This is a genomic window from Streptomyces sp. NPDC050842 (assembly GCF_044456565.1).
In the GTDB taxonomy this organism is placed as follows: domain Bacteria; phylum Actinomycetota; class Actinomycetes; order Streptomycetales; family Streptomycetaceae; genus Streptomyces.
Genome location: NZ_JBITGA010000003.1, coordinates 643,218 through 665,241 on the forward strand (window position 1 = coordinate 643,218; position 22,024 = coordinate 665,241).

The window sequence follows — 22,024 nt, forward strand, 5'->3', positions numbered from 1 at the left end:
CGGTGGGGGTACGGGTACGGGTACGCGCGCGGTCGGCCGGAACCGGCGTGCGGGCGCCCCAAGGAGAGCGCCCGCGGCCCACGTCAGGGAGGCCGCCTCATGGCTGCCCGCCGTACGGCAGGCGAACACGTTCAGCGGCCCCTGTCCGCCGACCCGCCGCCGGCCGCCACGTCGACCACCCCCGCGGCCAGCCAGCGGGCCAGTCGCCGCGGGTCGGCCGTCGTGCCGATGACGCGGAGCTCACGGTGGACGGCCCGGGGGAGCTCGGGGCGCCGGAGCAGCGGGCGGGCGGCGGGGTCGGCGAGGGCGAGGGCGATCACGAGTCCGGTCCACGCCTCGGGGTCCTCGGGATCCTCGGCCAGGAGACGCGCGTAGGCGTCCACCGCGGCGGGGTCCCCGGCGACGAGAGCACGCTCGGCGCCGGAGGCCCCGGCCAGGTCGCCGAAGGCCCCGGCCAGGTCGCCGAAGGGCCCGGCCAGGCCGCCGGAGGGCCCGCGCGGGCCGCCGGAGGGGCCGGCCAGGTCGCCTGAGCGTCCGAGCAGGTCAACCGAGCGTCCGAGCAGGTCAGCCGAGGGGTCGAGCAGGTCAGCCGGGCGGCCGAGCAGGTCAGCCGGGCGGTCCGAGTGGCCGGGCGGGTCGCCGGAGTCCGGTGTGTCGAGGAGGTGGCGGATCAGGCGGGTGCGGGTGTGGGACCAGCGGGTCGTGAGGTCGGGGACGACCGAGGACTCGACGCCTCGGCAGTCGGCCGCCGCGCCGGTGACGAAGGCCCTCGCCAGGGCGCGTACGGCGTCCGGGGCGGGGACCAGGTGCCGGATCCGCCACTCGGTGCGGTGGTCGGTGGCGGCGAACGCGGCCATGGCGGCGATGCCCGGCCGGACCCGGCTGTCGGCCGTCCAGGCGGGCAGCCGGGCGGCCATGCCCCGCAGGAACCGGTGTCCGTGGGCGGTCAGCGCGGGATCGGCGCCGAGGGTCTCGACGGCCTCCCGCGTCTGGCGCAGGCTGAGGGCGAACTCGAACTCGGCCGACGCCCGTTCGGCCGCGGGCGTCCGGTCCAGGCGGCGGGACCAGAAGTCGGTGATCCCCAGGAACGCGTACGCGCCCTGGAGCAGGCCGCTCAGGGGACGGGGGTCGTCCCGCCAGGGGGCGTGGTGCCGCTCGACGTCGTCGTCCCGCTCCAGCGTCAGCAGATGGAGCAGCGCACCCAGCTTGGTGTGCTGGAACTCGTGGACCAGCGTGACGGCGAAGGTGACCGGATCGGGCGGCAGCGAGGTCAGCAGGCCGCCGAACGCGTCACCGGAGGAGGCACTGAGCACCGCCCCGGTCGATAACGACCGCACGGGCGTCATGCTGCGTAAGCCCTCCGCGACAGCCGCGGCCGTCTCCGGGTCGCAGTCCTCCAGAAGGCTCAGCGCCAGGCCGAACCGCTCCCGCCAGCGGGCGGTCTCGTCCGGGTCGAGGCGGTGCGCGGGGAGCGGCTCGCTGAGGTCCCGGTAGGGGTCGATGTCGTCGAGCCACACCCCCACCGGCCGCCCCGCCACGCGTGCGTGCAACCGGTGCGGCTCCTGCCACCCCGGGGCGTCGCCGCCGGGCGGGTCGGGCGGACCGACGCCCGCCCCGTACGGGTCGACCCTCAGCCGACCCGCCTCCACCACGACCTCCGCCGTTCCCCAGCGCGGGCGGTCCGGCAGCCGGGCGAGTCCGAGGGTGGGGAACATGACGCTGCCGTCCCGCAGGGGCACGGTGGTGCGCAGCGGCAGCCCCGTGCGCTGCGCGGCGACGGCGCACACCGTGAAGACGTGCCCGAGGTCGGTCCAGAGCGGTCCGTCGCCCCAGGCCGTCCGCCGCAGCCGCCGCAGCCCGTGCCCCAGCCAGACCCCGACCTGCGGATGCAGCAGCAGCTCCCCGAAGTCCTCCGGGGCGCGCTCCTGCGCGGCCGTCAGCGTGTCCCACACGCTGTCCACGTCCGGCAGCGGGCCGAGCGCGCCGGGCGTCTCCGCGACGGCGTCGAGCAGGGCCCGCAGCAGCAGAAGACGCCTGCTGTACTCGGTGGTCCGCAGGAAGCGGATCGTGCCGGCGTCGCCCCGGCCCGCGGCCAGGGCGTCGAAGTGAGCCGAGGGAACGAGATGGTGCGCGCTACGGGCGGGTTCGTGTCGTCCGTCGGTCTGCACGGATCTCCTCCCCGGGGACCGTCAGTCGGCCCGCCCGGGCGCACCGTCGGTGGCGAAGTTGACCCGCGGGCGCTCGACCTGACGGAGCAGCCGCTCCAGCGAGCGGGCGTGCAGGCTCGGGCTCTGCGACCGGAGGGCGGAGAGCGGGACGTCGCTGAGATCGAACAGCTCGGATCCCATGTACTCGTCGGACGTGTGCATGCGACATCCCCCTAGCAGCCGTGAACCCCGTTGACTTCATGATGGCGCAGCCACAGGGGTTCGGGAAGAGCGTGATCAGCCCGGTCAGCCGCCGGATCCCGGTGTCAGCCGGCGGTCGGCCCAGTCCTTCAGCTCGCGCTGCTCCAGGGAGCCCGGTTCGAGCAGCGAGAGCGCGTCGACGAGGGCGGCCAGACCCCCCGGGTGGCGCCGGCAGGTCCGTACGATGCTGATGATGTCGGGGCGCGGCGCCCCCATGCGGGGGATCGCGCCGGCGAGGTCGGGGGGCAGCATCCCGAGGACGAGCTGCCGGTGGTCCCGGTCCGCCATGCTGGGCCAACCGGCGAGCAGGCCGATGAGTTCGGCGAGCCCGGCGTCCGTCACCGGTTCCTCCAGGCGCCGAGTCGCGGGGAACTCCAGCCGGCGCTCGTCGCCCGCCCAGGACCGGTGCCAGAGCGAGGTGGGCCGCTGTCCCGGCCCGGTGAACTCCCCGAGGACGGTGTCCGCGACCCCGTTCATGTCGGGCGGCCACGCGCCGCCGTCCGACGAGGTCAGGGCGGCCAGTACGGCACGGGAGAACGCTCCCGTCTGCCGTACGGGATCGTTGACCGCCCGCTGCCCCGGGCCGGAGGCCAGCAGGACGAACTGCTCCCGGCCCGGCAACCGCTCGCCGCCCGAAGGCAGTTCGGTGGGCAGGGCGCGGGCGAAGCCGAGGTCCTCGACGAAGGTCTGGCAGGAGTCCACCAGCCAGATCTGGCGCCGGAAGCCCGGCAGGAGATCGGTCGTGAAGGCGGTCAGCCAGGCGTCCAGGTCCAGGTTCCGGCGGTCGTCCGGGCCGGCGTCGCCGTAGAAGAGCCTGCGGTGCCCCTGCGGGTCGGTGACGCCGTGGCCGCCCCAGAACACCCAGAGGAGGTCGCCCTCCAGGGCCGGCAGCCGGCGCGTCAGCACCTCCTGCACGGCCTCCCGCCCGGCGGTGCCGGCGGCGACGTCGACCTCGGGTCCGCCCGCGCCGGGCAGCGGATCGAGCAGCAGGAAGACGTTGGCCGCGGGCACGCCGCGTCCGCGCAGCCAGTCGGTGAAGCGCCGGGCGTCGGCGGCGGGCCCCGGCAGGTCCCAGGACGGTCCCGCCGCGTAGCGCTCCGCGCCGACGACGACGGCGTACGTCCGCTCCGGACGCGCCCCGGTCACGGCAGCTCCTCCGCGAGGAGGCGGTACAGCTCGGGGTTGCTCCAGTAGGCGCTGTGGGAGAGGGGGAAGGGCTGGCGGCTGTCGAGGGCCACGTCCTGGACCCGGTCGGGGAAGACGCCCGCGCCGACGTAGCCGAGCAGATCCCGGCGGTCGTACACGTTCACCCAGCGCGGTACGTGTTCGGGCAGCGGGCTGCCGTGCTCCAGGCTCGGCAGCGCCCCCAGCTCGTACAGGAACGGCGCCTGCGAGCCGACGGTGACGAGCAGTTCGACCTCCGGGAGCGCCCGCAGCACCAGCAGGTCCAGCGAGGCGATGCCGCCGAGGCTGTGGGCGAGCAGGACGACCGGCGGCTCGGCGGCCCGGACCGCCTCCGCGACGACCTCGCGGATCGCGTCGCCCCGGGACAGGTAGAGCAGGACGTCCCCGGCCGCCGGATGCGCCGCGTCGGTGAGCGCGGACCGCCGCTTGACCGCCTGGGCGGAGGCCAGGCCGAGCGCCAGGCGTCCGGCCAGTTTCTTGACCCGCCGGGTGACCGGGCCGCGATGCGTCCCTGGCCCGTCGGAACCGTCAGCCCCGTCGGACGGGTCGCCGGGGAGCAGGGCGACGATCCGGGCGACGGCCTCGTCGCGGGCGGTGCCGTCGAAGGCCTGCGCCGCACCCTGCCGCTCGGCCCGGCGGCGTACCGCCTCGGCCGTGAACGCCCGTGCCAGCGCGCCGACTTCGTCGCTCGCGGCGGGGGAGCGCAGGAACTGCCGGCAGTCCGGCGAGGTGAGGACGGCGGCGACCGAGGCGGGGAACTCCTCGCCGATCCCCGCGGCGTCGAGCAGCTCGCGCAGACGGGCGTCCCCGGTGAGGGACTGGGCCGCCGAGGAGAGGGCCTCGCCCGGCGGGAGGGAGCCCGGGGCGAGCTCCGTGCGGGCGGCCGACTCCGAGGCGAGCAGGCGCAGTTCGAGCAGCGGATCGAGGTAGAGGAGCCCCCAGAACTCGACGTCCTCGTCGGGACCTTCCGCCTCCGCTCCCGGGGCGCCCGCCGCCGTCAGCCCGCGCCCGGTGCCGTACCCCGGCACGGAGGCTCCGTTCGAACGCAGTGCCGATCCCGCGCTTTCACCCCAATAACAGGGAGTAACGGCGACTTCGGGCCGTAAGGGCAGCAATCCCGCCCGTACCAGCTCCAGGGTTCCGGTGAATCCCGGCTCGCGCACTCCCGTGCCGTGTACGAACAGCACTGTCGTCATGCTGACCCCCCGTTCGTGGCGGCATACGCCAAACGGCTTCCACGATAGGCCACTTGCATGGATGGCGGCTACACTCCGTAGGGGCTGTGCCACAGTGGGCGGCATATGCCAGAAGGGGAATGCCGGTGAGCTCGGACTCCGTCGTCACGCATGTCGTCGCAGCCCTCGCCGTGGTGATCGCGACCTCCTCCGCCCTGGGTGCGGCAGCGCGCAGGCTCGGTCAACCACCGGTCGTGGGCCAGCTCTTCGCGGGCATCGCGCTCGGCCCCAGCCTCCTGGGCCTGTTACCCGGCCAGGTGTACGAGACCCTCTTCCCGGCGGAGATCCAGCCCATCCTGACGGCCCTGGCCCAAGTCGCCCTGGTCCTCTTCCTCTTCGCCGTCGGCTACGAACTGGACCTGGGCCTGCTGCGCGGTCAGCGGGCCGTGGCCGCCGTCTCCCTGGGCGGCTTCGTCGTCCCCATGGCGATGGGCGCCGGACTCGTCCTGCTCCTCCCCGAGGCCTTCGCCTCGGTCAACGGCGGGCGTCCCGTCGACACCACCTTCGTCCTCTACATGGCGGTCGCCCTGTCCATCACGGCGGTGCCCGTCCTCGCGAGCATCATCAAGGACCAAGGGCTGGCCGGGAGCGTGCCCGGCACGGTCGCGATGGCCGCCGCCGGTGTCATCGACGCGCTGAGCTGGCCCGTCCTGGCCGTGGTCCTGGTCGGCGGCGCGCACGGCTCGCTGCGGTCCTGGGCGGTCAAGGCCGCCCTCCTTGCCGTGTACGTCCTCGTGATGCTCTTCGCCGTACGACCCCTGCTGGCCTGGTGGAAGGACCGGCCCGGCACCCGGGTGGCCCAGCAGGTCCCGGTCGCCGTCTCCGTGGCGCTGGCATCGGCCTGGGCCACCAACGCACTCGGGCTGCACGTCATCTTCGGCGCGCTGCTCGCCGGGGTCGTGATGCCCCGCCGGCCCGACGGCTCCCCGGACGGCAGCCTGCTCCGCCCGCTCCAGGACGCCGGTGGCCTGCTGCTCCCGGTGTTCTTCGCGGTCTCCGGGATGGCGGTCGCGCTCGATGGGCTGCACGGCTCCGACCTGCTGCTCCTGGCGGTGATATGCGCCGCGGCGGTGGTCAGCAAGGTGGCCGCCGGCACCCTCGCGGCCCGCGGCGTCCGCATCCCCTGGCGGGACTCGCTGCTGATCGGCGTCCTGCTCAACACCCGCGGCCTCACCGAACTCATCGTGCTCAACGTCGGTCTGGCGACCGGGGTGATCGGTCCCCGGCTCTACGCGCTGCTGGTCGTGATGGCGCTCCTCACCACGGCCGCCGCCGGTCCGCTCATCGGACTGCTGCGCCGCCGTCCGGACGCCGGTCGCCCTTCGGGCAGGGGGAAGTCGCCGGAGATCCTGAAAGGGCCGGACGCAGGCTCGGACTCCGGACCGGTGTCCGCGGCGGGCGCCGAAGCGGCGCCGCGGTCGTAGAAGACGTCCCGAGCCCGAGTGGGCCGGCCGGGTCCAGGACCCGGCCGACCCAGCAAGGCACAGGCCCTAGAAGGGCACCGGGGCGATGTCGACGTCCGCCCGCCGTCCGGCCGCCGAGGCGGCGACCGCCGGGTGGTCCTCGCCGAGCCGGCGGCGGTAGTGGGTCAGGGTCTCGGTGTGCAGGGCCGTGGCCTCGGTGTCGCGGTTCAGCGCCCGCAGGTCCAGGACCACGTTGGTGGCGCAGGCAAGCGTCGTCGGGTGGTCCTCGCCGTGATCCCGGGTCAGGATCTCCAGGGTCTCCTCGTCCAGCTCCAGGGCCTCCGCGAGACGTCCCTCGGCGGCGTACCGGCTGGCCGCGCCGATGGCCGTGGTCAGGGTGAGGATGTGCGTGTCGCCCAGCGACTCGCGCATTCCCGGCAGGGCCGCGTCGAGGTGCTCCCCGGCGGCGTCGAGGTCCCCGAGGTGCCGCAGGGTGATGGCGAGATTGGTGCGGGACGACAGGGTGTAGGCGTGGTTCGGCCCGAGCTTCGCCGCGTAGCGCTCGACGTTCGCCTCGCCGAGCTCCCGCGACCGCCGCAGCTGTCCGTCCTGCCGCAGGTCCACGACGAGGTTGGCCGCACAGGCGACGGCGTCCGGGTGGTCGGGGCCGTAGCGGTTCACGAACTTCGACCAGACCGTCTCGCTGAGCGCCAGCGCCCCGTCGTGGTCCCCCGCGCGGCGGCGGCACACCGCGAGGACGCGGCCGCAGCCCAGGCTGGTGGGGGTGTCCTCGCCGAAGGCGGCGAGGTAGCGGGCGTAGACGTCCTCCTGGTGGGCCGCGGCCTCCAGGTAGTCGCCGGTCTCGCGGATGTCGATGGACAGACCGCTCAGGGTGTTCAGGGTGTCGAAGTGGTTCTCGCCCAGGTTGAGGGCGCGCAGCCGGGCCGTCTCCGTGTCGTACACGCGCGCCTCCCGGTAGAGCCCCATCAGCCGCAGGCCGACGCCCAGGCTGTGGGCCGCGCGGAGGGTGGCCGGGTCGTCCTCGCCGAACGCCCGCAGGGAGCGCTCGTACACCGACCGGTTGATCTCCAGGCCGCGTGCCATCTCGGCCCGCAGTCGCAGACCGGTGCACAGCTGGATCAGGGCGTCGAGGGTGCCCTCGTCGTCCTCGCCCGCGGTCCGGATGTACGTGTCCGCCGTGCGCTGCATCATGGCGGCGGCTTCCTGGTACTCACCGAGCACGCGCAGGATGAAGGCCAGCCACTTCGCCATCTCCAGCGTCTGCTGGTCCTCGGCGCCGAACTTCTCGGTCCACATCTCCAGCGCCTCGCGGGCCATCGCCGCCGAGCCCTTGTGGTCGCCCCAGACGTAGAGGAACTCGACCATGCCGCGGACCAGGCCGCGTACCCAGGGCGACTCGCACTCCACGGCCCGGGACACCACCACGTGCGGGAGCAGCGCCTGGTAGCGCGGCCAGAGTTCGCGCGAGCCGGGGCTGTTGGGGTTGGCGTCGGCCAGGAGCAGATGGGCGCCGTGCCGCATGTCCGCCTGCTGCTGCGGCGACATGCGGTTGACCAGCACGGCCTGCACCAGTCGGTGCAGCTGGATGGTGTCGTGGCGGTGCTCGATGCGGGCCAGGGCGTAGACGTTGATCTCCCGGATGGCCCGGCCGAGTTTGATCGGATGGCGCAGGGCGTCGTCCAGCTCGGGGGCGATCGTGGTGCTCCGCGAGTTGTTGAACAGGGAGCGGGAGATCGGCTCGGGGGCGAAGAAGGAGCAGACCTGGAGGAGTTGGAGCGCGGCCGGGTTGCGCTGTTCGAGCTGGCGCAGCGAGACGTCCCAGGCCGCGGCCACCGACATGGGGTAGTCCGGCGACGGGACGAGCTCGAGCATCAGCTCCGCGATCTTCTCCTTGATCAGGCGCAGATACTCGGGTACGGCCATGCCGGTCACGGCCTGCCAGGCCGCCGCCTGCTCGATGGCGAGCGGCAGGTCGCCCAGGGCCTCGGCGAGCTTGTCGGCGTCCTCGTCGGTCAGGTCGCGGGCTCGGCGGCGGAGCAGTGACTTGCTCTCCTCGCGGGAGAAGACGTCGACGGAGAGCGTCCGGGCCACCCGGTCCCACTCCTGGTTCCGGGAGGTGATGAGGATCTTGCCGGTGCCGCCCGTCGGGAAGTAGGGGCGCACGGCCTCGACGTTCTCGGCGTTGTCGAAGACCAGCAGCCACCTGCTGTAGGGATCGCCGCGGCGCAGCGCCTCACGGACGGCGGGCACGGCACGGTTGGCCTCGCTGCCCGCGTTCAGGCCCATCCGCTGGGCGAGTTCGGTGAGCGCGGTCAGGATCATCGTGGGCTGCTCGGAGGGGATCCACCAGACGATGTCGTAGTCGGACGCGTACCGGTAGACGTACTCGATGGCGATCTGCGACTTTCCGACACCGCCCATGCCGTGCAGCGTGTGGGGCAGCACCGCCGAGGTGTCACCCGTCAGCAGCTGCTCGCGGACCTGGGTGAGGAGGTCCTCCCGGCCGACGAAGTTGGGGTTGTTCGGGGGGACGTTGCCCCAGACGGCGGGTACGGAGAGGCGCGGGTGCGACTGGGGCTGCGGCTGCGGCTGGGGCTGCGGTGCGGCCGGGCCGGGGATCGGCGTGCCGTGGGCAGGAGTCGTCCCGGTGTCCGACTGCCCGTCGGGACTCGGGCCAGGAATCGACTGGACTGGGGTCCCGTTCAAGGCCCCTCCGTCTTCGCGCTGGTGCTGACTGGCAGTGGTGTCGGTCATGGCAAGGCCGCCCGTGTCGGAATTTTCGTGTGTATGACGGATATCGTGGACCAATGACGGAGCGTTCGGTACGAGCGACGCTCCCGGTGAACCGCCCTCCAGGGCCGCGCTGATCCGGTGCGCCCGGAGCAGATAGGGCCCGGAGAGGGCGCGGAGCACGGCCAGCTCGACGCGGACGAACGGAAGGCTTTCCTCCGTCAGTGGCGGGTCGGGTGCGTCCTCCGGGGCGAGCAGGGCGCCCCGGAGTCCCCGGGCGGCCTCGAAGCGGTCGCCGTAGAAGTCGGACATCGAGCGCACCACGCGCGCGGTGTCCCCGCGCATCGCGCTGGACAGCAGGGCCTCACGCGCCCCGTCGACGAAGTCCAACGGCGTCGGGAAGGCGGCACCGCGCGGCTCCTCGGACGGCAGCTCCTCGACCAGGCCGCTGAGGAACAGCTCGGCCACATGGGCCGGTTGGGCCTCCGGGACGAGCGTGCGCCGGACGTCCCGCACCAGGCGGGGTTCGAGGACCGTGGCGGCCAGATGGGTGGCCAGCCGGAAGGCGGTGGGCGTGGCGTGGCTGCGGAAGCGGCGGACGCGCTCCTGCACCGACGGTGCCGAGGGCTCGTCCTCGTCCTCGTCCTCCCACGCGGCCGGGGCGGGTGCGCCGAGGAGCAGTACGGACGCGTCGGTCCACCCGGGCTCCGTACCGGCCACCAGCGCGGCCCAGCGGCCCAGCCAGTCGGCGTCCAGCTCAAGGACGGGAACCGCCACCCGCCAGGTCCCCGGCGGCGGATCGAACGGGTCGTACACCTCCTCCGGGAAGCGCACGGACAGTTCGGTGTTGCGGGCGCCCGAGCGCGGGCCGCGGATCCGGGCCCGGCGGGGCGTGAGGGCGGTGCGGTGCCAGTCCCGCTGGGACAGCAGGTGCACGATCGCCGTCGGCCCGGCCGTCGCCCACAGCTCCAGGGCCTTGAGCCCCGCCCCGCCCCGCCACAGGGGGGCCAGGGCGTCGGTCAGGACGAGGACGATCCGGCGGCCGGTCCTGTCCAGCAGCTCGGCGGGGTCACCGACGGGACCGTCCGCGTACGGGCCGCGCAGCACCGCCTCCTCGCCCGTGGCGGTCTCGCGCACGCCCAGGCGGCGGACCCGGACGTCCCGGAAGGCCCCCGACTGCTCCACCACGGCGGTGAACTCGGCGACCGTCTGCTCCCAGATCGACATGGTCACGTGGTCGTCGACCACCAGCACCAGGTCGAAGCGGCGCTCGTCCGCCGACCGGACGTGGGGCATCCACAGTCCGTACTCGGCGGCGCGCTCGGCCGTGGCCTCCTCGTCCAGCTCGATCTCGGACGCCGAGGGCACGACCTGTCTCAGCGGCCGCAGCCAGCGCCCTATGCCGGGTGCGTCGCGGAGGTCGGGGGCCGGCCCGGCCCGGACGTACACGTCCTGGAAGTCCCCCGCGAGGGGGTACGCGGAGACCGGCGCACCCCCGGTCGGGAGCCGCCCGGGGCCGCCCGGGAACGACGACGGGCGGACGGCGCCGGACACGCCGGACACCCCGGGCGCGAGGTCCCCGCCGGTGGCGGCCGCCGTGCCGCCGGGCGCTTCGCCCGGCGGCGTCGCACGGTCTTCGGGCGGCCCGTCGCCTTCTGCCGGCCCGTGGCCGTGGGGTTCGGGCAGGCCGGGGTCTTCGGGCAGCTGCCCGTAGCTGTCGAGTGGCCCGGAGAGCGCGGAGAGCCCGGAGAGCCCGGGTGGCACCGTCGGCCGGGGGCGTGGCGGGTCGGTGGACGGGGGCAGCCGGGCCGCGAGCGTCTGGTACGCGTGCAGCCACAGCGCCTCGGCCACCTCGAAGGCCTCCGGATTCGGACGGGCTTCGTCGTCCATCAGGGGGCTCCCGACAGTTCACGCCAGAGCGCGTCCAGCAGCTCGCCCCATGCCTCGTCGTCCTCCCGGACGCCCGCCGTCCGCAGGAAGATCGCGTTCAGCAGCTGGTCCGTGGCCAGTCCGCCGTTCTCCCGGCTGCGCTCCATGAACTGCCGGATCATGGCGTCGGGCCGGCCGCCCTGGTCCCGGAAGTGTGCGGCGATCATGGCGGCGAGCTGGTCCTCGCGCGGCGGGGAGACGTCCAGCCGGACACAGCGGCGGAGGAAGGCCGGCGGGAACTGGCGCTCGCCGTTGCTGGTGATCACGATGAAGGGGAAGGCCCGGCACTTCACCCGCCCGTCGGTCACGGTGACCGTCTGGTCGGGGTCGTCGGTGAACACCCGTGCCTCGCCCTCCTGATGGCGGGCGCGGACCAGCTCCGGGATGTCGTACGAGCCGTTCTCCAGGACGTGCAGGAGGTCGCTGGGCAGGTCGATGTCGCTCTTGTCGAGCTCGTCGATGAGCAGGACGCGGGGCAGTTCGTACGGCAGCAGGGCGGTGCCCAGCGGGCCCAGCCGGACGAAGTCCCCGATCCTCGCCCCGCCCGCGCCGTCCTCCGGGCCGCTCCCGGTCGCCTGGAGCGGCACCGGCAGGCCGAGCCGGCCGCGCCCCAGGGACGCCTGGGCCCGCCCGATGGCGTCGTACTCGTAGAGACCGGAGCGCAGGGTGCTGCGGGAGGTGATGCCCCAGTGCAGGACGCGGCCCAGGCCCAGTTCGCGTGCGACGAGGTAGGCCAGGGTGGACTTGCCGATGCCGGGCCGCCCCGTCACCAGCAGGGGCCTGCGGAGCAGCAGCGCGGTGTTGATCATGTCGATGTCGTGCGCGTCCTGCCGGGGCGTGGCGCGGCTCACCGCGCCGAGGCGCCGGTCGCTCTCGGCGTTCTCGGCCGGTACGGGGGGCAGCACCGGGCCGCCGTCGAAGTCCCGCCAGCCGGGTGGCGGCGGCAGGATGTCGCCGAGGCGGATGTCGGTCAGTGGCTGCCCGGTGCCCCGGTAGATCCACCAGCTGCGGCTGCTGACGTGCCCGCCGTCGCGACCGCTCTCGACCGGATGTTGGACCCCGCTCATGTTTCCCCCTCGTCGTCGTGTCCGCCCCGTACGTTCCCGGTGTCGGCCCCCGGCGACCCGGACCAGTCGACGATGCGGTTCGGGTCGTCGAAGAGCACGGCGACATGCCGTCCCACGTGGACGTCCCGTTGTGCGGCGGCGGCGGTGGCCGCCTCGTTCCGCAGCTGCTGGACGCGCTGCGGCAGCTCGACCGGCCTACCCTTCACGAGCTTCTTGGCCCGTTTGCGGAAGTCGGCGGGTGCCCCGGGGCGGCGGTCCCACACGACCATCGGCACCCCGGCGCGCAGGGCGGTCTCCAGTGAGTCCCGGCTGCCGCCGGGGCCCTGGACCGGGGGAGCGCCGAGGGCGACGGCGACGAGCCGCTCGTCGGCGGTGAGCCTGCTGTTCCACTGGACCTGGTCGTGACCGCGCTTGCCCGCCGTGTCCCAGTGGCAGACGGTGTCGTGGCTGTCCTGCATCTGCTGCCAGCGGTTGTGCCACCGCCGGTGGAACTGCGGTGCCCGCATGCGCTCCAGGCTGCGCAGCACGACCGGATAGCTCAGGCACAGGGCGCTCGCGAAGGAGGACTGGGAGCCGAGCGGCAGCCATTCCATCGGATGGTTCAGGAGGTGGAAGGGGAGGACGAATTCCAGCACCGGTTTCCCGGGGCGCCCCGCCCAGTCGTTCTCCGCCCGGTAGACGAGCTGTTCCACCGCGGGCCCGACCTCGGCCAGGGAGACGACCCGGTCCTCGCCGCGCTCCGGCCGCCACGGCCCCGGACGGATCTGGCGCCAGTGGGACAGCAGATACCGGTCGGGGTTCATTCCGTGTGTGCACACCTGCACAACGAGACAGGCGGGAGCTGGTTGTGCGGCCGGGCCCCGGGTGCTCTCCGCGCGTACGGCGTCCAGGGGTACCGCGAGGCCCAGTTTGGCGGCCTGGACGTCGTTCCACTCGCGCAGACCGGACGCGGTCTGCCGGTGGGCGGGCGACCGGTCGAGGGCCGTGGCCACGTGCTCGACCAGCACCATGGTGGGGAGCAGGCCGTCGGGGCGGGCGTTGGCCCTGCTGAGGAAGTCGAACGCCTCGCCGAGGGTGTCGACGGGGCGGTGGGGGAGGGGGAGGTCGCCGGCGGCCGCGTACAGCTCACCGTGTGCGTCGAGGTGGTCGACGCGGGCGAGGAGTGCGCGGACCTCCCGTAACTCCGCGTCGGGCAGGGCCGCCAGGACCGGAGGGGCGGTGACGAGTTCCTTGATCCTCAGTACGGGGGCGGAGCCGGGGGCGTAGACGTCCAGGGTGGCGAGCAGTTCGGGCAGTCCGCGCGGCTCCCGCAGGCAGGCCCGGACGATCTCCAGCGTGTCCAGCCGGGTCCGGCCGTGCCGGCGCACGTTGCCCAGTTCGGGTAACGGGCCGGCCAGCATGCTGATCAGGAGATCGCGTCCGTCCGGGGTGTCGAGTCCCGTCACCGCGCACATCTGATCCACCAGCGCGTGCTCGAGTGCCGGTGGATGAGCGACATGGCTCTCGCTGAACAATGGCCCCCCGTAACGGATCCGAAGTTCCCGACTTCCCATCGGACATGGGTGGTTCGGGCACTGCCGTCCCCCGGTCCAGGGTATGGCGCGGGCCTGACGCGTCGCCACCCTGTACGCGGGTTCCCTCGGGTTCCCTCCCCCGGAACCGTCCGGACTACTCGACGACCAGCTCGACCGTGATGTTCCCGCGGGTGGCCTTCGAGTACGGGCAGAAGGCGTGGGTCTTCTCCAGGAGGGTCGCGCCCGCCTCGCCCTGGAGGTGGTCCGGGAACTCGGCGCGCATGATCACCGCGAGGCCGAAGCCGCCGTCGGCCGGGTCCTTGCCGATGGAGACCTCGGCGGTGATCGAGGCCTCGGAGACGTCGATCTTCTCCTGGCGGGCGACGACGCCCATCGCGCTGGCGAAGCAGGCCGCGTACCCGGCGGCGAAGAGCTGCTCGGGGTTGGTGCCCAGGCCGTTGCCGCCGAGGGCCTGGGGGTGGGCGAGCGGGAGGTCGATGTGGCCGTCGGAGCTGACGGCACGGCCCTCGCGGCCGTTGGCGGTGGCGACTGCGGTGTAGATCGCGTCCATGGTTCTTCCGTTCCTGTCCTCGGGGGCCCTCGGGCGGTGTCCCTGGGGCGTGACTCCATTAGTAGCGCACTATTCAGTTGTGCACAACTGAATCGCGTGTGAGGTGTCCTCGCGTATCCTGGAGCCATGCCTGGATCCATGGAGACGCTCGACACGGTCCCGGACGAGGACTTCCTCCGGCTCGACCACCAGATCTGCTTCTCGCTGCACGCGGCGACCCGCGCCTTCAACGGCGTCTACCGCGAGGCCCTCAAGGAGCTGGGGCTCACCTATCCCCAGTACCTCGTCATGCTCGTGCTCTGGGAGCACGGCGAACTGCCCGTGAAGGGGATCGGCGAGCGGCTGCGGCTCGACTCCGGGACCTTGTCCCCGCTGCTCAAGCGGCTCGAAGCCGCCGGATACGTCGAGCGCCGGCGCAGCCCCGAGGACGAGCGGTCCGTCACCGTACGGCCGACCGGCGACGGGACCGCGCTCAAGGAGAAGGCGCTCGGCGTCCCGCGCCGCATCGCCGCCGCGACCGGGCTCCCGCTGGAGGACATCCGCGACCTGCGGGAACGGCTCGACGCCCTGGCCGTCCGGCTCGACGCGGTCGACCCGGACGCCCTCTCCTCCTGCACCTGATCCGCCCGCCCTGAGGGGGTGTGATCACCAGGGCCGCGTTGTGCCCGCCGAAGCCCACCGACGTGGAGACGGCGAGCCCGATCCGGGACGACCGGACGGTGGTCGGCACGTCGAGGTCGACGCCCTCGCCCGGCTCCGTGAAGTCGGCGGTCGGCGGCACCGTGCTCTCCGCGACCGACAGCACCGTCAGCGCCGCCTCCGCCGCGCCCAGCAGGTACCCGGTCACGCCCTTCGTCGACGGGTCACGTCGACTTCGTCGAAGGTCATGGCGCCTTCGCGGCGCCGGAGGTGGTTCAGCGGGCGGTGTCCGGGGCGGTGGCGCGCGCGTGGTTGAGGCCGAGCAGGACGCAGACGTCCGTCAGGAGCGGTACGTGGTACGCGAGGGGCCGCGGCCCCGCCTGGTCGGGCCGGGAGACGAAGCCGCCGTCCGGTCGCTGCCGCTCCAGGAGGTGGCGTACCGCGCGCTCCGTCGCCCCCAGGGCGGTCGGCGCGCACGGCGTGGCCGTTCCGTCGCGCCCCCGGGAGACGGCGATCAGCGCGTACGCGGTGCTGATCGGGTCGCTCGGGTCGCCCGGCACGTGCCCCCAGCCGCCGTCGGCGTTCTGCGTCACGACCAGCCGGGCGACGGCCCGCGCCCGTGCCCGCGTGACCCCCGCCCCCAGGGCGTGCCCGGGCGGGGCGACGGCGCGGAAGGAGTCGCAGGCCAGGACGGTACGGAAGAGGGCGTTGCTCTCGTTGAGGCTCCAGCTCCGCTCGAACGCCCCGGCTCCCTCGTACCGCGCCGCGACGAACCGGACCGCGGCCTCCACCGCCGGCCGGTGAGCGGCCTCGGGGGCCAGCGCGTTCACGGCCGCCGCCGTTATCGCCACCTCGGAGGCGGTGCCGTGCTCGAAGGTCGGGAAGCCGCCGTCCCCGCCCTGCCGGTCGAGGAGGTACCGCTCGCCCGCCGCCACCGCGGGGCCGCTCCGCTCCGGGGCCGAGGCCCGCAGGAACTCCACGCAGTACGCGGTGTCGTCGACGTCGCTCTGCCCCACGCCCCGGTCGAACCCCCAGCCGCCGTCCGGGTTCTGCCGCTCGGCCAGGGCGGCGGCCAGGGCCCGCAGCGTGTGCGCGGGAGCGCCCGCCCCGGCGAGCGCGAGACCGCCGGTCGCCGTCGCGAAGACGTCCATCCCCGTGATGAAGGGCAGTCCGCCGTCCCCGCGCAGCCAGGTCCGCACCTCCCGCGCCCGCGCGCGGACGGGCGCCGCGTACCGGGGCCGGTGTCGGAGCGCCAACAGGGCGAGGATCCGGGCGAGATGGTTGCCGTACGGGGGTGGGCCGGGGAGCGAGCAGGGCGCCAGCGCCCGCCAGTCGTCCTCGGTGACGAGGTGCGGGACACCGGTGCCGAAGGCGTACAGCGTCTTCAGCGCGGCCATCTCCGTGACCAGCCACCGTTGTTGGCCGCGCGCATCGAAGTCCGGCTCGGGAGACGCGAGTTCGGGGAACGGGTGGGCGCCGAGCTCCGCCAGGACCGTCCGGAACATCAGGCGCTTGCGCCCGGCGGTGTGGTGGTGGTCGAAGCCGCCGAGCAGCCGGTTCAGCGCGGCCCGCCCGTCCACGTACTCGCCGAGCGCCGCACGCGCCGCGGCCTCCTGCACGGGGTCGGGGGCGCCCTCGTCCACCGAGGTCTTCAGATAGCGGGTCAGCCGCTCCTGGGCGTCAGGGTCGACGTTCGTCACCGTGAGCAGCCGCAGGGCCAGCGCGGACTCCAGGGTCCGGCTGTCGCACGAGGCGCGGAGCAGGCCGTCGGAACCGGCCGCCGCCAGCAGCCGGGTGGCCAGCCGGGCCCGGGCCCGGTCGAGCTCGGGGCGCTCGGGGCCGGCCCGGAGCGGGTGGCGGAGCGGGGGAAGCGCGCCCGGGACGGCGAGGGAAGCGCCGTGTAAGGGCAGCGCGCAGGACGTCGGCATCGTGGGGGTCCTTCGTCGGTGTCGTACGAGAGGGATATCGGTCAGAACGGGAAGAGGCGGCGGACGGCCTCCGCGCCGGCCGGGACCAGCGGGGTGTACCCGCCGGTCAGGATCGACAGCGGCGTGACGAAGCCGCACCAGGCGATCTCCGCCGGGTCGGGCCGGGGCGCGCGGTTCACGGTCCAGCGGTGGACCGTCAGGAAGCAGTCGCCGTGCGGATCGTCGACGCGGATCCGGTACGCCTCGGCGAGCCCGGGCGCGGTCGCCCAGCCCAGCTCCTCCCGGAGCTCCCGCAGCGCCGCCGAGCGGTACGCCTCGCCCGCCCGCACCGCACCGCCCACCAGCACGTCGTAGTGGTCCGGATAGGCGGGCGCGGAGGCGGTCCGCCGGTACAGCAGGACGCGGTCGGCGTGGTCGGTGCAGACGGTCGCCGCGTACCGCCGCAGCAGGCCGGACGGGTTCCCGGTCGCCCGCCCGCCCTGGGCGACCACCCGGTCCCCTGGGTCGACGTAGTCGACGCGCTCGGAGGGCCGCGCGCTCACGACCGCTCGCGGACGCGCGCGAACAGCGGGCCGGCCGGGCGCAGGTTGATGCCGAAGACCGGTTCGCCCGCCGGTTCGGTCGTCTCGACGGTGAACCGGGAGAGGAGCGCGCCCAGGAGCGTCTCCATCTCCCGCATCGCGAAGCGGGTGCCGAGGCAGGCGCGCGGGCCGATGCCGAAGGGGAGGTACGCGCCCGGCGGCAGCGGCGTCCGGGCGGGGAAGCGCTCCGGGGCGAAGGTCTCGGGGTCGGGCCACACCTCCGGGTCGCGGTGGGTGAGGTAGGGGCAGACCAGGAGGTCCGTACCGGCGGGGATCCGCCAGCCGTCCAGCGTCTCGTCGACCGGGGCGTGGCGCGGGAGCAGCCAGCCCGTGGGGTAGAGCCGCAGCGTCTCGTGGAGCACCGCCTCGACGGCCCGCGGGTCGTGCGCGGCCCGCTCCATGACGTCGGGGTGCCGGTCGAGGAGGACGAAGGCCCAGGTCAGGGTGCGGGCGCTGCTCTCGTATCCGGCGACGAGCAGCGTGACGAGTTCGTCGCGGATCAGCCGGTCCGTGTACGCCGGATCCGTCTCGGCCGCGTCGAGGAGCCGGTCGAGGACGCTCGGTCCACTGCCGCTGCCGTCGCTGCTGCGCCTGGCGGCCGAGTGGCGGGCCCGGGCCTGGGCGATGGCCCGGTGCATCCGCTCGTCCAGGGCGGCGAGCGCGGTCTCCACGTCGGGCGGGAGCGCGGCGGAGCCGCCCACGTCGGCGGGGAGGGCCGCGACGATGTCCTGCACGGCCGCCAGGTCGACGTACGTCTCCTGGTCCAGGGGGTGGTCGGTCAGCGAGCGCCAGATGGTGTCGACGGTGAAGAACTGCGTGTCCTCGGCGATGTCCGTCGGCTCGTCCCGGCGGGCCCGCTCCGCCCAGCGGACGACGACGCGGTCGGCCGCCGCGACGATGTGGTGCTCCCAGCGCTGGATGCCCCGGCCGGTGAACATCGCCTGGAGAAGGCGGCGTTGGGACCGCCATGCCTCGCCCGTGGCGGTCAGCATCCCGTCGCCGATGAGGGGTCTCGCCCGGTGCGACCGTTTCACGTACCGGTCGCCGCCGACACCGAGGACCTGGTGCACGTGCCGGGGCTCCGTGACCAGGACCGCCGCCCTGCCGCCCCGGCGGAAGCCGGTCAGCCGGCCCGGCGTCCGGGCCTGGCGCAGGAGGTCGACGAGCGGGGCTCCGGAGGCGGACCAGGCCGCCACGACGGCGTCGTCGAGGACGTCGGGAAGCATGCCATCCGTCACGCATTGCGATTGCATGATGACGTATCGTAGCGGTCCGTGCGATCTTCAGATCCTGCGCGATCTTCCGCCCGTTCGCCCGTCAGATCATCTCCCCGGCCCTCCCGGGGAGTTCCCCTCTCGGTGCTCGACCGGCTCTCCCTCGACATGGCGGCGCTCCACGCCACGGACTCCGCGCTCCACCTCGGCGCGCTCGTCACCCTGGAGGGTGAACCACCCTCCAGGGAAGAGGTGTCGGAGCAACTGCGCCGACGCGTGGCCCGACTTCCCGAGCTCGCCCACCGGTTGGCCGGACGCCCCGGGCGGCCCCACTGGGAGCCCGACCCCCGCTTCGACCCCGACCGTCACCTGTACGAGCTGCCCGGCTCCGCCGACCCGGCCGCCGTCCTCGCCGAACTCCTGCGGCAACCCCTCCCGCGCGACCGGCCGTTGTGGGGCGTCTGGCTCGTCCGCCGGGTCGGCGGCGGATACGGGCTCTGCTACCGCGCCCACCACGCCTTCCAGGACGGCGCCGCCGCCGTCGCGACCCTGGAGCGGCTCCTCGGCCCCGACGAGGCCCCACGCCCCCGGCCCCTCTCCTTCCGGCCGCGGGGATGTGGTGAACGGGGCCGGCCGGGCGGCTGATGCCGTCCGGCCGACCCCGTCGGGTACTGCGGGGGCTCATGTGCGGGGGACGCCCCGCAGGAGGGCGAGGACCACGACCGCCGTCACCAGGGCGAAGCCCGCGCTGAGCGCCGAGGCCGTGTGCAGGGCCGTGGTGAACGCCTCCCGGGCCTGGGCGATCAGGCCCTCGTCGGCCAGGGTGAGCGCCGCGCCCAGGCTCTCGTGGGCCGCCGCCGGGGCGTCCGCCGGAATCTCCGTACGGTAGACGGCCACCGCCACGCTGCCGGTCACCGCGATCCCCAGGGCCAGGCCCAGGTCGTAGGCCGTCTGCCCGGTCGCGGCCGCCGCGCCCGCCTTCTCCGGCGGGGCGGCGCCCACCGCGAGCGCCGTGCCGAGGACGCTGATCGGCGCCGCGCCGAACATGATCACGGCGAGGCCCAGGGCGGCCACCGTCACCCCCGAGGCCAGGGCGACCACCGCGTACCCGACGAGGGAGACGAGGAGCCCGCTGGCCAGGACGTACGCCGGGCGGACCCGGGCGGCCACGAACGGCGTCAGCTGCGAACCGGCGATCAGGGCGGCCGCCCCCGGCAGCAGCCACAGCCCCGCGTCGAGCGGGGAGAGGCCCGCGACCGACTGGAGGTACTGCGGGATCAGGTACTCCACGCCGTTCAGCGCGGTCATCCCCAGGAGCAGGGCGAGCAGCGCACCCGTGAACGCCTTGTTCCTGAAGAGCCGCAGGTCCAGGAGCGGAGTCGCGAGCCGGTTCTGCCGGCGGACGAAGAGGACGGTGAAGGCGCCGCCGAGAGCGAAGGCGACAGCCGCCTCCCCCGTCGGGCCGTGCGCGGCCAGCGACTTCACGCCGTACACCAGCGGCAGCACCGCGAGCAGGAACAGGACCACGCTCACCGCGTCGAGCCGCCCCGGCTTCGGGTCGCGGTACTCGGGGAGCAGCAGCGGGGCCGTGACCAGCGCGATCAGCATGACCGGCAGGCCCATCAGGAAGACCGACCCCCACCACCAGGCCGCGAGCAGCACCCCGCCGATGACCGGCCCGATCGCGAGACCGACCGACAGGGCGGTCACCCACATCGCGATCGCCGTGGCCCGCTGCCGGGCGTCCGTGAACATATGGCTGATCAGGGCGAGCGTCGACGGCAGGACCGCCGCGCCGGCCACCCCGAGGAGGGCGCGGGCCGCGATCAACGTCCCGGCGTCCGGGGCGTACGCGGCGAGCAGCGAGGCGAGCAGGAAGCCCGCCGAACCCGCCATCAGGAGCCTGCGGCGGCCGAGCCGGTCCCCGAGCGTGCCCATGATGACGAGCGTCGCGGCGGTGAGGAAGCCGTAGATGTCGGTGATCCACAGCAACTGGGCGCCGCTGGGCCGGAGATCGGCGGAGAGGTACGGGGTGGCCAGCCACAGCACCCCGAGGTCGGCCGTCATCAGGGTGACGGGGAGCAGGAGGACGGCGAGGCCGAGCCACTGGCGGGCCCCGGCCTTCGCGGGCGCCGCCTCGGGCTGGGACGTCGTCTGGGTCGTGGTCATCGCGGAAGTCCTCCGTCCAGCGCGGTGCCGGCCTCGGTGAGCAGTGCCCGGACCCGCTCCGGGCGCAGGTCCTTCGCCACACCGGACAGCTCGGTGCCGTAGACGATCCGTACCGAGGAGTCCTTGATCCCGCAGTACTCCGAGACGCCGACGCGCAGTTGGGTGTCCAGGACGGTGGACAGGCCCAGGTGCTCGATCTCCTCGGCGGGGTTGCCCATCAGGGCCAGCCACAGCATCCGCTTGGCGGCCAGGCGGGGCTTGCTGCGGCCGTAGGCGAAGCCGTAGTTCCACACCCGGTCGATCCAGCCCTTGAGGACGGCGGGCGGTGCCATCCACCACACCGGGAAGACGATCACGATGTCGCCGGCGGCCAGGATGCGGTCCATGTGGGCGTGGACCTCGGGCGAGTACCGCTTCTCCCGGTCCTCCCAGTCCGGTTCGTCGGCCGGGCGGAGGACGGGGTCGAAGTCCTCGGCGTACAGATCGAGTACGTCGACGGTCCCTCCCCCGTCCTTCAGCCGGGCGTGGGCGAGGTCGGCGACCTGGGCGGTGAGCGAGTCGGAGCGGGGGTGGGCGTGCACGAGGAGGGTATGGCGGGTCACGGCGGGGATCCTTCACATGAATGGGGGCGGGTGGGCGGGGCCGGGTCAGATGCCGAGGCCGGAGCCGCCGCTCGCGTCGATGTTCTGGCCGGTCACCCAGCGGGCGGCGTCGGAGGCGAGGAAGCCGACGACATCGGCGACGTCCTCCGGCTGGCCCACCCGGTCGAAGACCGAGAACCCGGCGGCGTGCGCCTTCGCGGCCGGGTCGGCCATCCAGGGGTGGATGTCGGTCTCGATCGTGCCCGGGGAGACCGCGTTGACCGTGATGCCCCGGGAGCCGAGGGTCTGGGCGAGCGTCAGGGTCAGCACCTCGACGGCGCCCTTGGACGCGGCGTACGAGGTCATGCCCGGGAAGGCGACCTTGGTGACCCCGGAGGAGATGTTGACGATCCGGCCGCCGTCGCGCAGCCGGCCGAGCCCCTGCTTGATGATGAAGAACGGCGCCTTGGCGTTGACCGCGAAGACCCGGTCGTAGTCGGCCTCCTCGACCTCGTGGATCAGGCCGGGGCCGGAGATCCCGGCGTTGTTGACGAGGATGTCGAGGCCGTCGGCGTGCTCGTCGAAGGCCTTCCACAGGGCCTCGGCGTCGCCGGGGACGCCCAGCTCGGCGCGGATCGCGAAGGCGGCGCCGCCGGCCGCCTCGATCGCGGCGACCGTCTCCTTCGCCGCCGTCTCGTTGCCGGCGTAGTGGACGGCGACGCGGGCGCCGTCGGCGGCGAGGCGGAGGGCGATCGCCCGGCCGATGCCCCGGCTGGAGCCGGTGACGAGGGCGGTCTTGCCGGCGAGGGTGCGGGCGGTGGTGTGGGTGGCGTCGCTGCTCATGTCCGG

The 22,024-nt window shown here is 74.0% G+C and carries 17 protein-coding genes; 3 read left to right on the plus strand and 14 right to left on the minus strand.

All coding sequences use genetic code 11. The features are described 5' to 3' along the window. Positions 1–131: 131 nt before the first annotated feature. From ACIBG6_RS12085 to ACIBG6_RS12100, 4 genes are all read right to left on the minus strand, one after another. Positions 132–2,168, minus strand: a complete 2,037-nt coding sequence (locus tag ACIBG6_RS12085) for an HEXXH motif domain-containing protein (protein WP_399222473.1) — start codon at positions 2,166–2,168, stop codon at positions 132–134. Positions 2,169–2,189: 21 nt separating this feature from the next. Beyond that, complete coding sequence (locus tag ACIBG6_RS12090) at positions 2,190–2,369, minus strand: hypothetical protein (RefSeq protein WP_399222474.1); 180 nt, start codon at positions 2,367–2,369, stop codon at positions 2,190–2,192. 84 nt (positions 2,370–2,453) lie between these two features. Continuing rightward, on the minus strand, positions 2,454–3,554 hold the full coding sequence (locus tag ACIBG6_RS12095; protein WP_399222475.1) for a caspase family protein: 1,101 nt from the start codon (positions 3,552–3,554) through the stop codon (positions 2,454–2,456). Then, positions 3,551–4,621 carry a hypothetical protein gene (locus ACIBG6_RS12100; protein ID WP_399222476.1) on the minus strand — a complete coding sequence of 357 codons (1,071 nt, stop codon included), beginning with the start codon at positions 4,619–4,621 and terminating at the stop codon, positions 3,551–3,553. The genes ACIBG6_RS12095 and ACIBG6_RS12100 overlap by 4 nt, the downstream gene beginning before the upstream one ends. 293 nt (positions 4,622–4,914) lie before the next feature. On the opposite strand from ACIBG6_RS12100, the gene ACIBG6_RS12105 reads away from it, so the two are divergent. Then, entirely contained in the window at positions 4,915–6,252 is a 1,338-nt protein-coding gene (locus ACIBG6_RS12105; RefSeq protein ID WP_399222478.1) for a cation:proton antiporter, read from the plus strand. A 66-nt stretch (positions 6,253–6,318) separates the two neighbouring features. On the opposite strand, the gene fxsT is transcribed toward ACIBG6_RS12105, so the two are convergent. The 4 genes from fxsT to ACIBG6_RS12125 form a co-directional block, all read right to left on the minus strand. Continuing rightward, the gene (gene fxsT, locus ACIBG6_RS12110) at positions 6,319–10,872 is read right to left on the minus strand and encodes an FxSxx-COOH system tetratricopeptide repeat protein (RefSeq protein ID WP_399222479.1); all 4,554 of its coding nucleotides are present in this window, start codon (positions 10,870–10,872) and stop codon (positions 6,319–6,321) included. Continuing rightward, a complete protein-coding gene (locus ACIBG6_RS12115; RefSeq protein WP_399222480.1) occupies positions 10,872–11,978 on the minus strand; it encodes an AAA family ATPase in 1,107 nt (368 codons plus the stop codon). The genes fxsT and ACIBG6_RS12115 overlap by 1 nt, the downstream gene beginning before the upstream one ends. Further along, positions 11,975–13,531: a hypothetical protein gene (locus tag ACIBG6_RS12120; protein WP_399222481.1), complete on the minus strand. Its 1,557-nt coding sequence runs from the start codon at positions 13,529–13,531 to the stop codon at positions 11,975–11,977. The genes ACIBG6_RS12115 and ACIBG6_RS12120 overlap by 4 nt, the downstream gene beginning before the upstream one ends. Positions 13,532–13,646: 115 nt before the next feature. Next, positions 13,647–14,063: an organic hydroperoxide resistance protein gene (locus ACIBG6_RS12125; protein ID WP_399222482.1), complete on the minus strand. Its 417-nt coding sequence runs from the start codon at positions 14,061–14,063 to the stop codon at positions 13,647–13,649. Between the two features lie 138 nt (positions 14,064–14,201). Here ACIBG6_RS12125 and ACIBG6_RS12130 point away from each other — a divergent pair, with 138 nt between their 5' ends. Next, complete coding sequence (locus tag ACIBG6_RS12130) at positions 14,202–14,684, plus strand: MarR family winged helix-turn-helix transcriptional regulator (RefSeq protein ID WP_399222691.1); 483 nt, start codon at positions 14,202–14,204, stop codon at positions 14,682–14,684. A gap of 293 nt (positions 14,685–14,977) precedes the next feature. Here the strand turns inward: ACIBG6_RS12130 and ACIBG6_RS12135 are convergent, their stop codons facing one another. From ACIBG6_RS12135 to ACIBG6_RS12145, 3 genes are read right to left on the minus strand one after another with little or no spacing between them, the layout of a single operon-like run. Further along, entirely contained in the window at positions 14,978–16,630 is a 1,653-nt protein-coding gene (locus ACIBG6_RS12135; protein WP_399222483.1) for a prenyltransferase/squalene oxidase repeat-containing protein, read from the minus strand. A 41-nt stretch (positions 16,631–16,671) separates the two neighbouring features. Further along, positions 16,672–17,172 (minus strand): NUDIX domain-containing protein, encoded by a 501-nt coding sequence (locus tag ACIBG6_RS12140; RefSeq protein ID WP_399222484.1) that lies wholly within the window; start codon positions 17,170–17,172, stop codon positions 16,672–16,674. After that, a complete protein-coding gene (locus ACIBG6_RS12145; RefSeq protein ID WP_399222485.1) occupies positions 17,169–18,449 on the minus strand; it encodes a cytochrome P450 in 1,281 nt (426 codons plus the stop codon). Before ACIBG6_RS12145 ends, ACIBG6_RS12140 begins: the two co-directional genes overlap by 4 nt. 120 nt (positions 18,450–18,569) lie before the next feature. On the opposite strand from ACIBG6_RS12145, the gene ACIBG6_RS12150 reads away from it, so the two are divergent. After that, a complete protein-coding gene (locus tag ACIBG6_RS12150; protein WP_399222486.1) occupies positions 18,570–19,070 on the plus strand; it encodes a wax ester/triacylglycerol synthase domain-containing protein in 501 nt (166 codons plus the stop codon). Positions 19,071–19,106: 36 nt separating this feature from the next. On the opposite strand, the gene ACIBG6_RS12155 is transcribed toward ACIBG6_RS12150, so the two are convergent. Genes ACIBG6_RS12155 through ACIBG6_RS12165 form a run of 3 tightly spaced genes read right to left on the minus strand, consistent with a single transcriptional unit; the run spans position 19,107 to position 22,018 of the window. Beyond that, entirely contained in the window at positions 19,107–20,594 is a 1,488-nt protein-coding gene (locus ACIBG6_RS12155) for an MFS transporter (RefSeq protein ID WP_399222487.1), read from the minus strand. Next, on the minus strand, positions 20,591–21,196 hold the full coding sequence (locus ACIBG6_RS12160; RefSeq protein WP_399222488.1) for an NAD(P)H oxidoreductase: 606 nt from the start codon (positions 21,194–21,196) through the stop codon (positions 20,591–20,593). Before ACIBG6_RS12160 ends, ACIBG6_RS12155 begins: the two co-directional genes overlap by 4 nt. A gap of 45 nt (positions 21,197–21,241) precedes the next feature. After that, the gene (locus ACIBG6_RS12165; RefSeq protein WP_399222489.1) at positions 21,242–22,018 is read right to left on the minus strand and encodes an SDR family oxidoreductase; all 777 of its coding nucleotides are present in this window, start codon (positions 22,016–22,018) and stop codon (positions 21,242–21,244) included. Positions 22,019–22,024 lie beyond the last annotated feature (6 nt).

What these genes read in the sequence shown, in the direction of transcription:
- ACIBG6_RS12090 (WP_399222474.1), bottom strand. Translation starts at nt 2,369, where the DNA reads ATGCACACGTCCGACGAGTACATGGGATCCGAGCTGTTCGATCTCAGC.
- fxsT (WP_399222479.1), bottom strand. Translation starts at nt 10,872, where the DNA reads ATGGACGACGAAGCCCGTCCGAATCCGGAGGCCTTCGAGGTGGCCGAG.
- ACIBG6_RS12115 (WP_399222480.1), bottom strand. Translation starts at nt 11,978, where the DNA reads ATGAGCGGGGTCCAACATCCGGTCGAGAGCGGTCGCGACGGCGGGCAC.
- ACIBG6_RS12120 (WP_399222481.1), bottom strand. Translation starts at nt 13,531, where the DNA reads ATGGGAAGTCGGGAACTTCGGATCCGTTACGGGGGGCCATTGTTCAGC.
- ACIBG6_RS12125 (WP_399222482.1), bottom strand. Translation starts at nt 14,063, where the DNA reads ATGGACGCGATCTACACCGCAGTCGCCACCGCCAACGGCCGCGAGGGC.
- ACIBG6_RS12130 (WP_399222691.1), top strand. Translation starts at nt 14,202, where the DNA reads ATGGAGACGCTCGACACGGTCCCGGACGAGGACTTCCTCCGGCTCGAC.
- ACIBG6_RS12135 (WP_399222483.1), bottom strand. Translation starts at nt 16,630, where the DNA reads ATGCCGACGTCCTGCGCGCTGCCCTTACACGGCGCTTCCCTCGCCGTC.
- ACIBG6_RS12155 (WP_399222487.1), bottom strand. Translation starts at nt 20,594, where the DNA reads ATGACCACGACCCAGACGACGTCCCAGCCCGAGGCGGCGCCCGCGAAG.
- ACIBG6_RS12165 (WP_399222489.1), bottom strand. Translation starts at nt 22,018, where the DNA reads ATGAGCAGCGACGCCACCCACACCACCGCCCGCACCCTCGCCGGCAAG.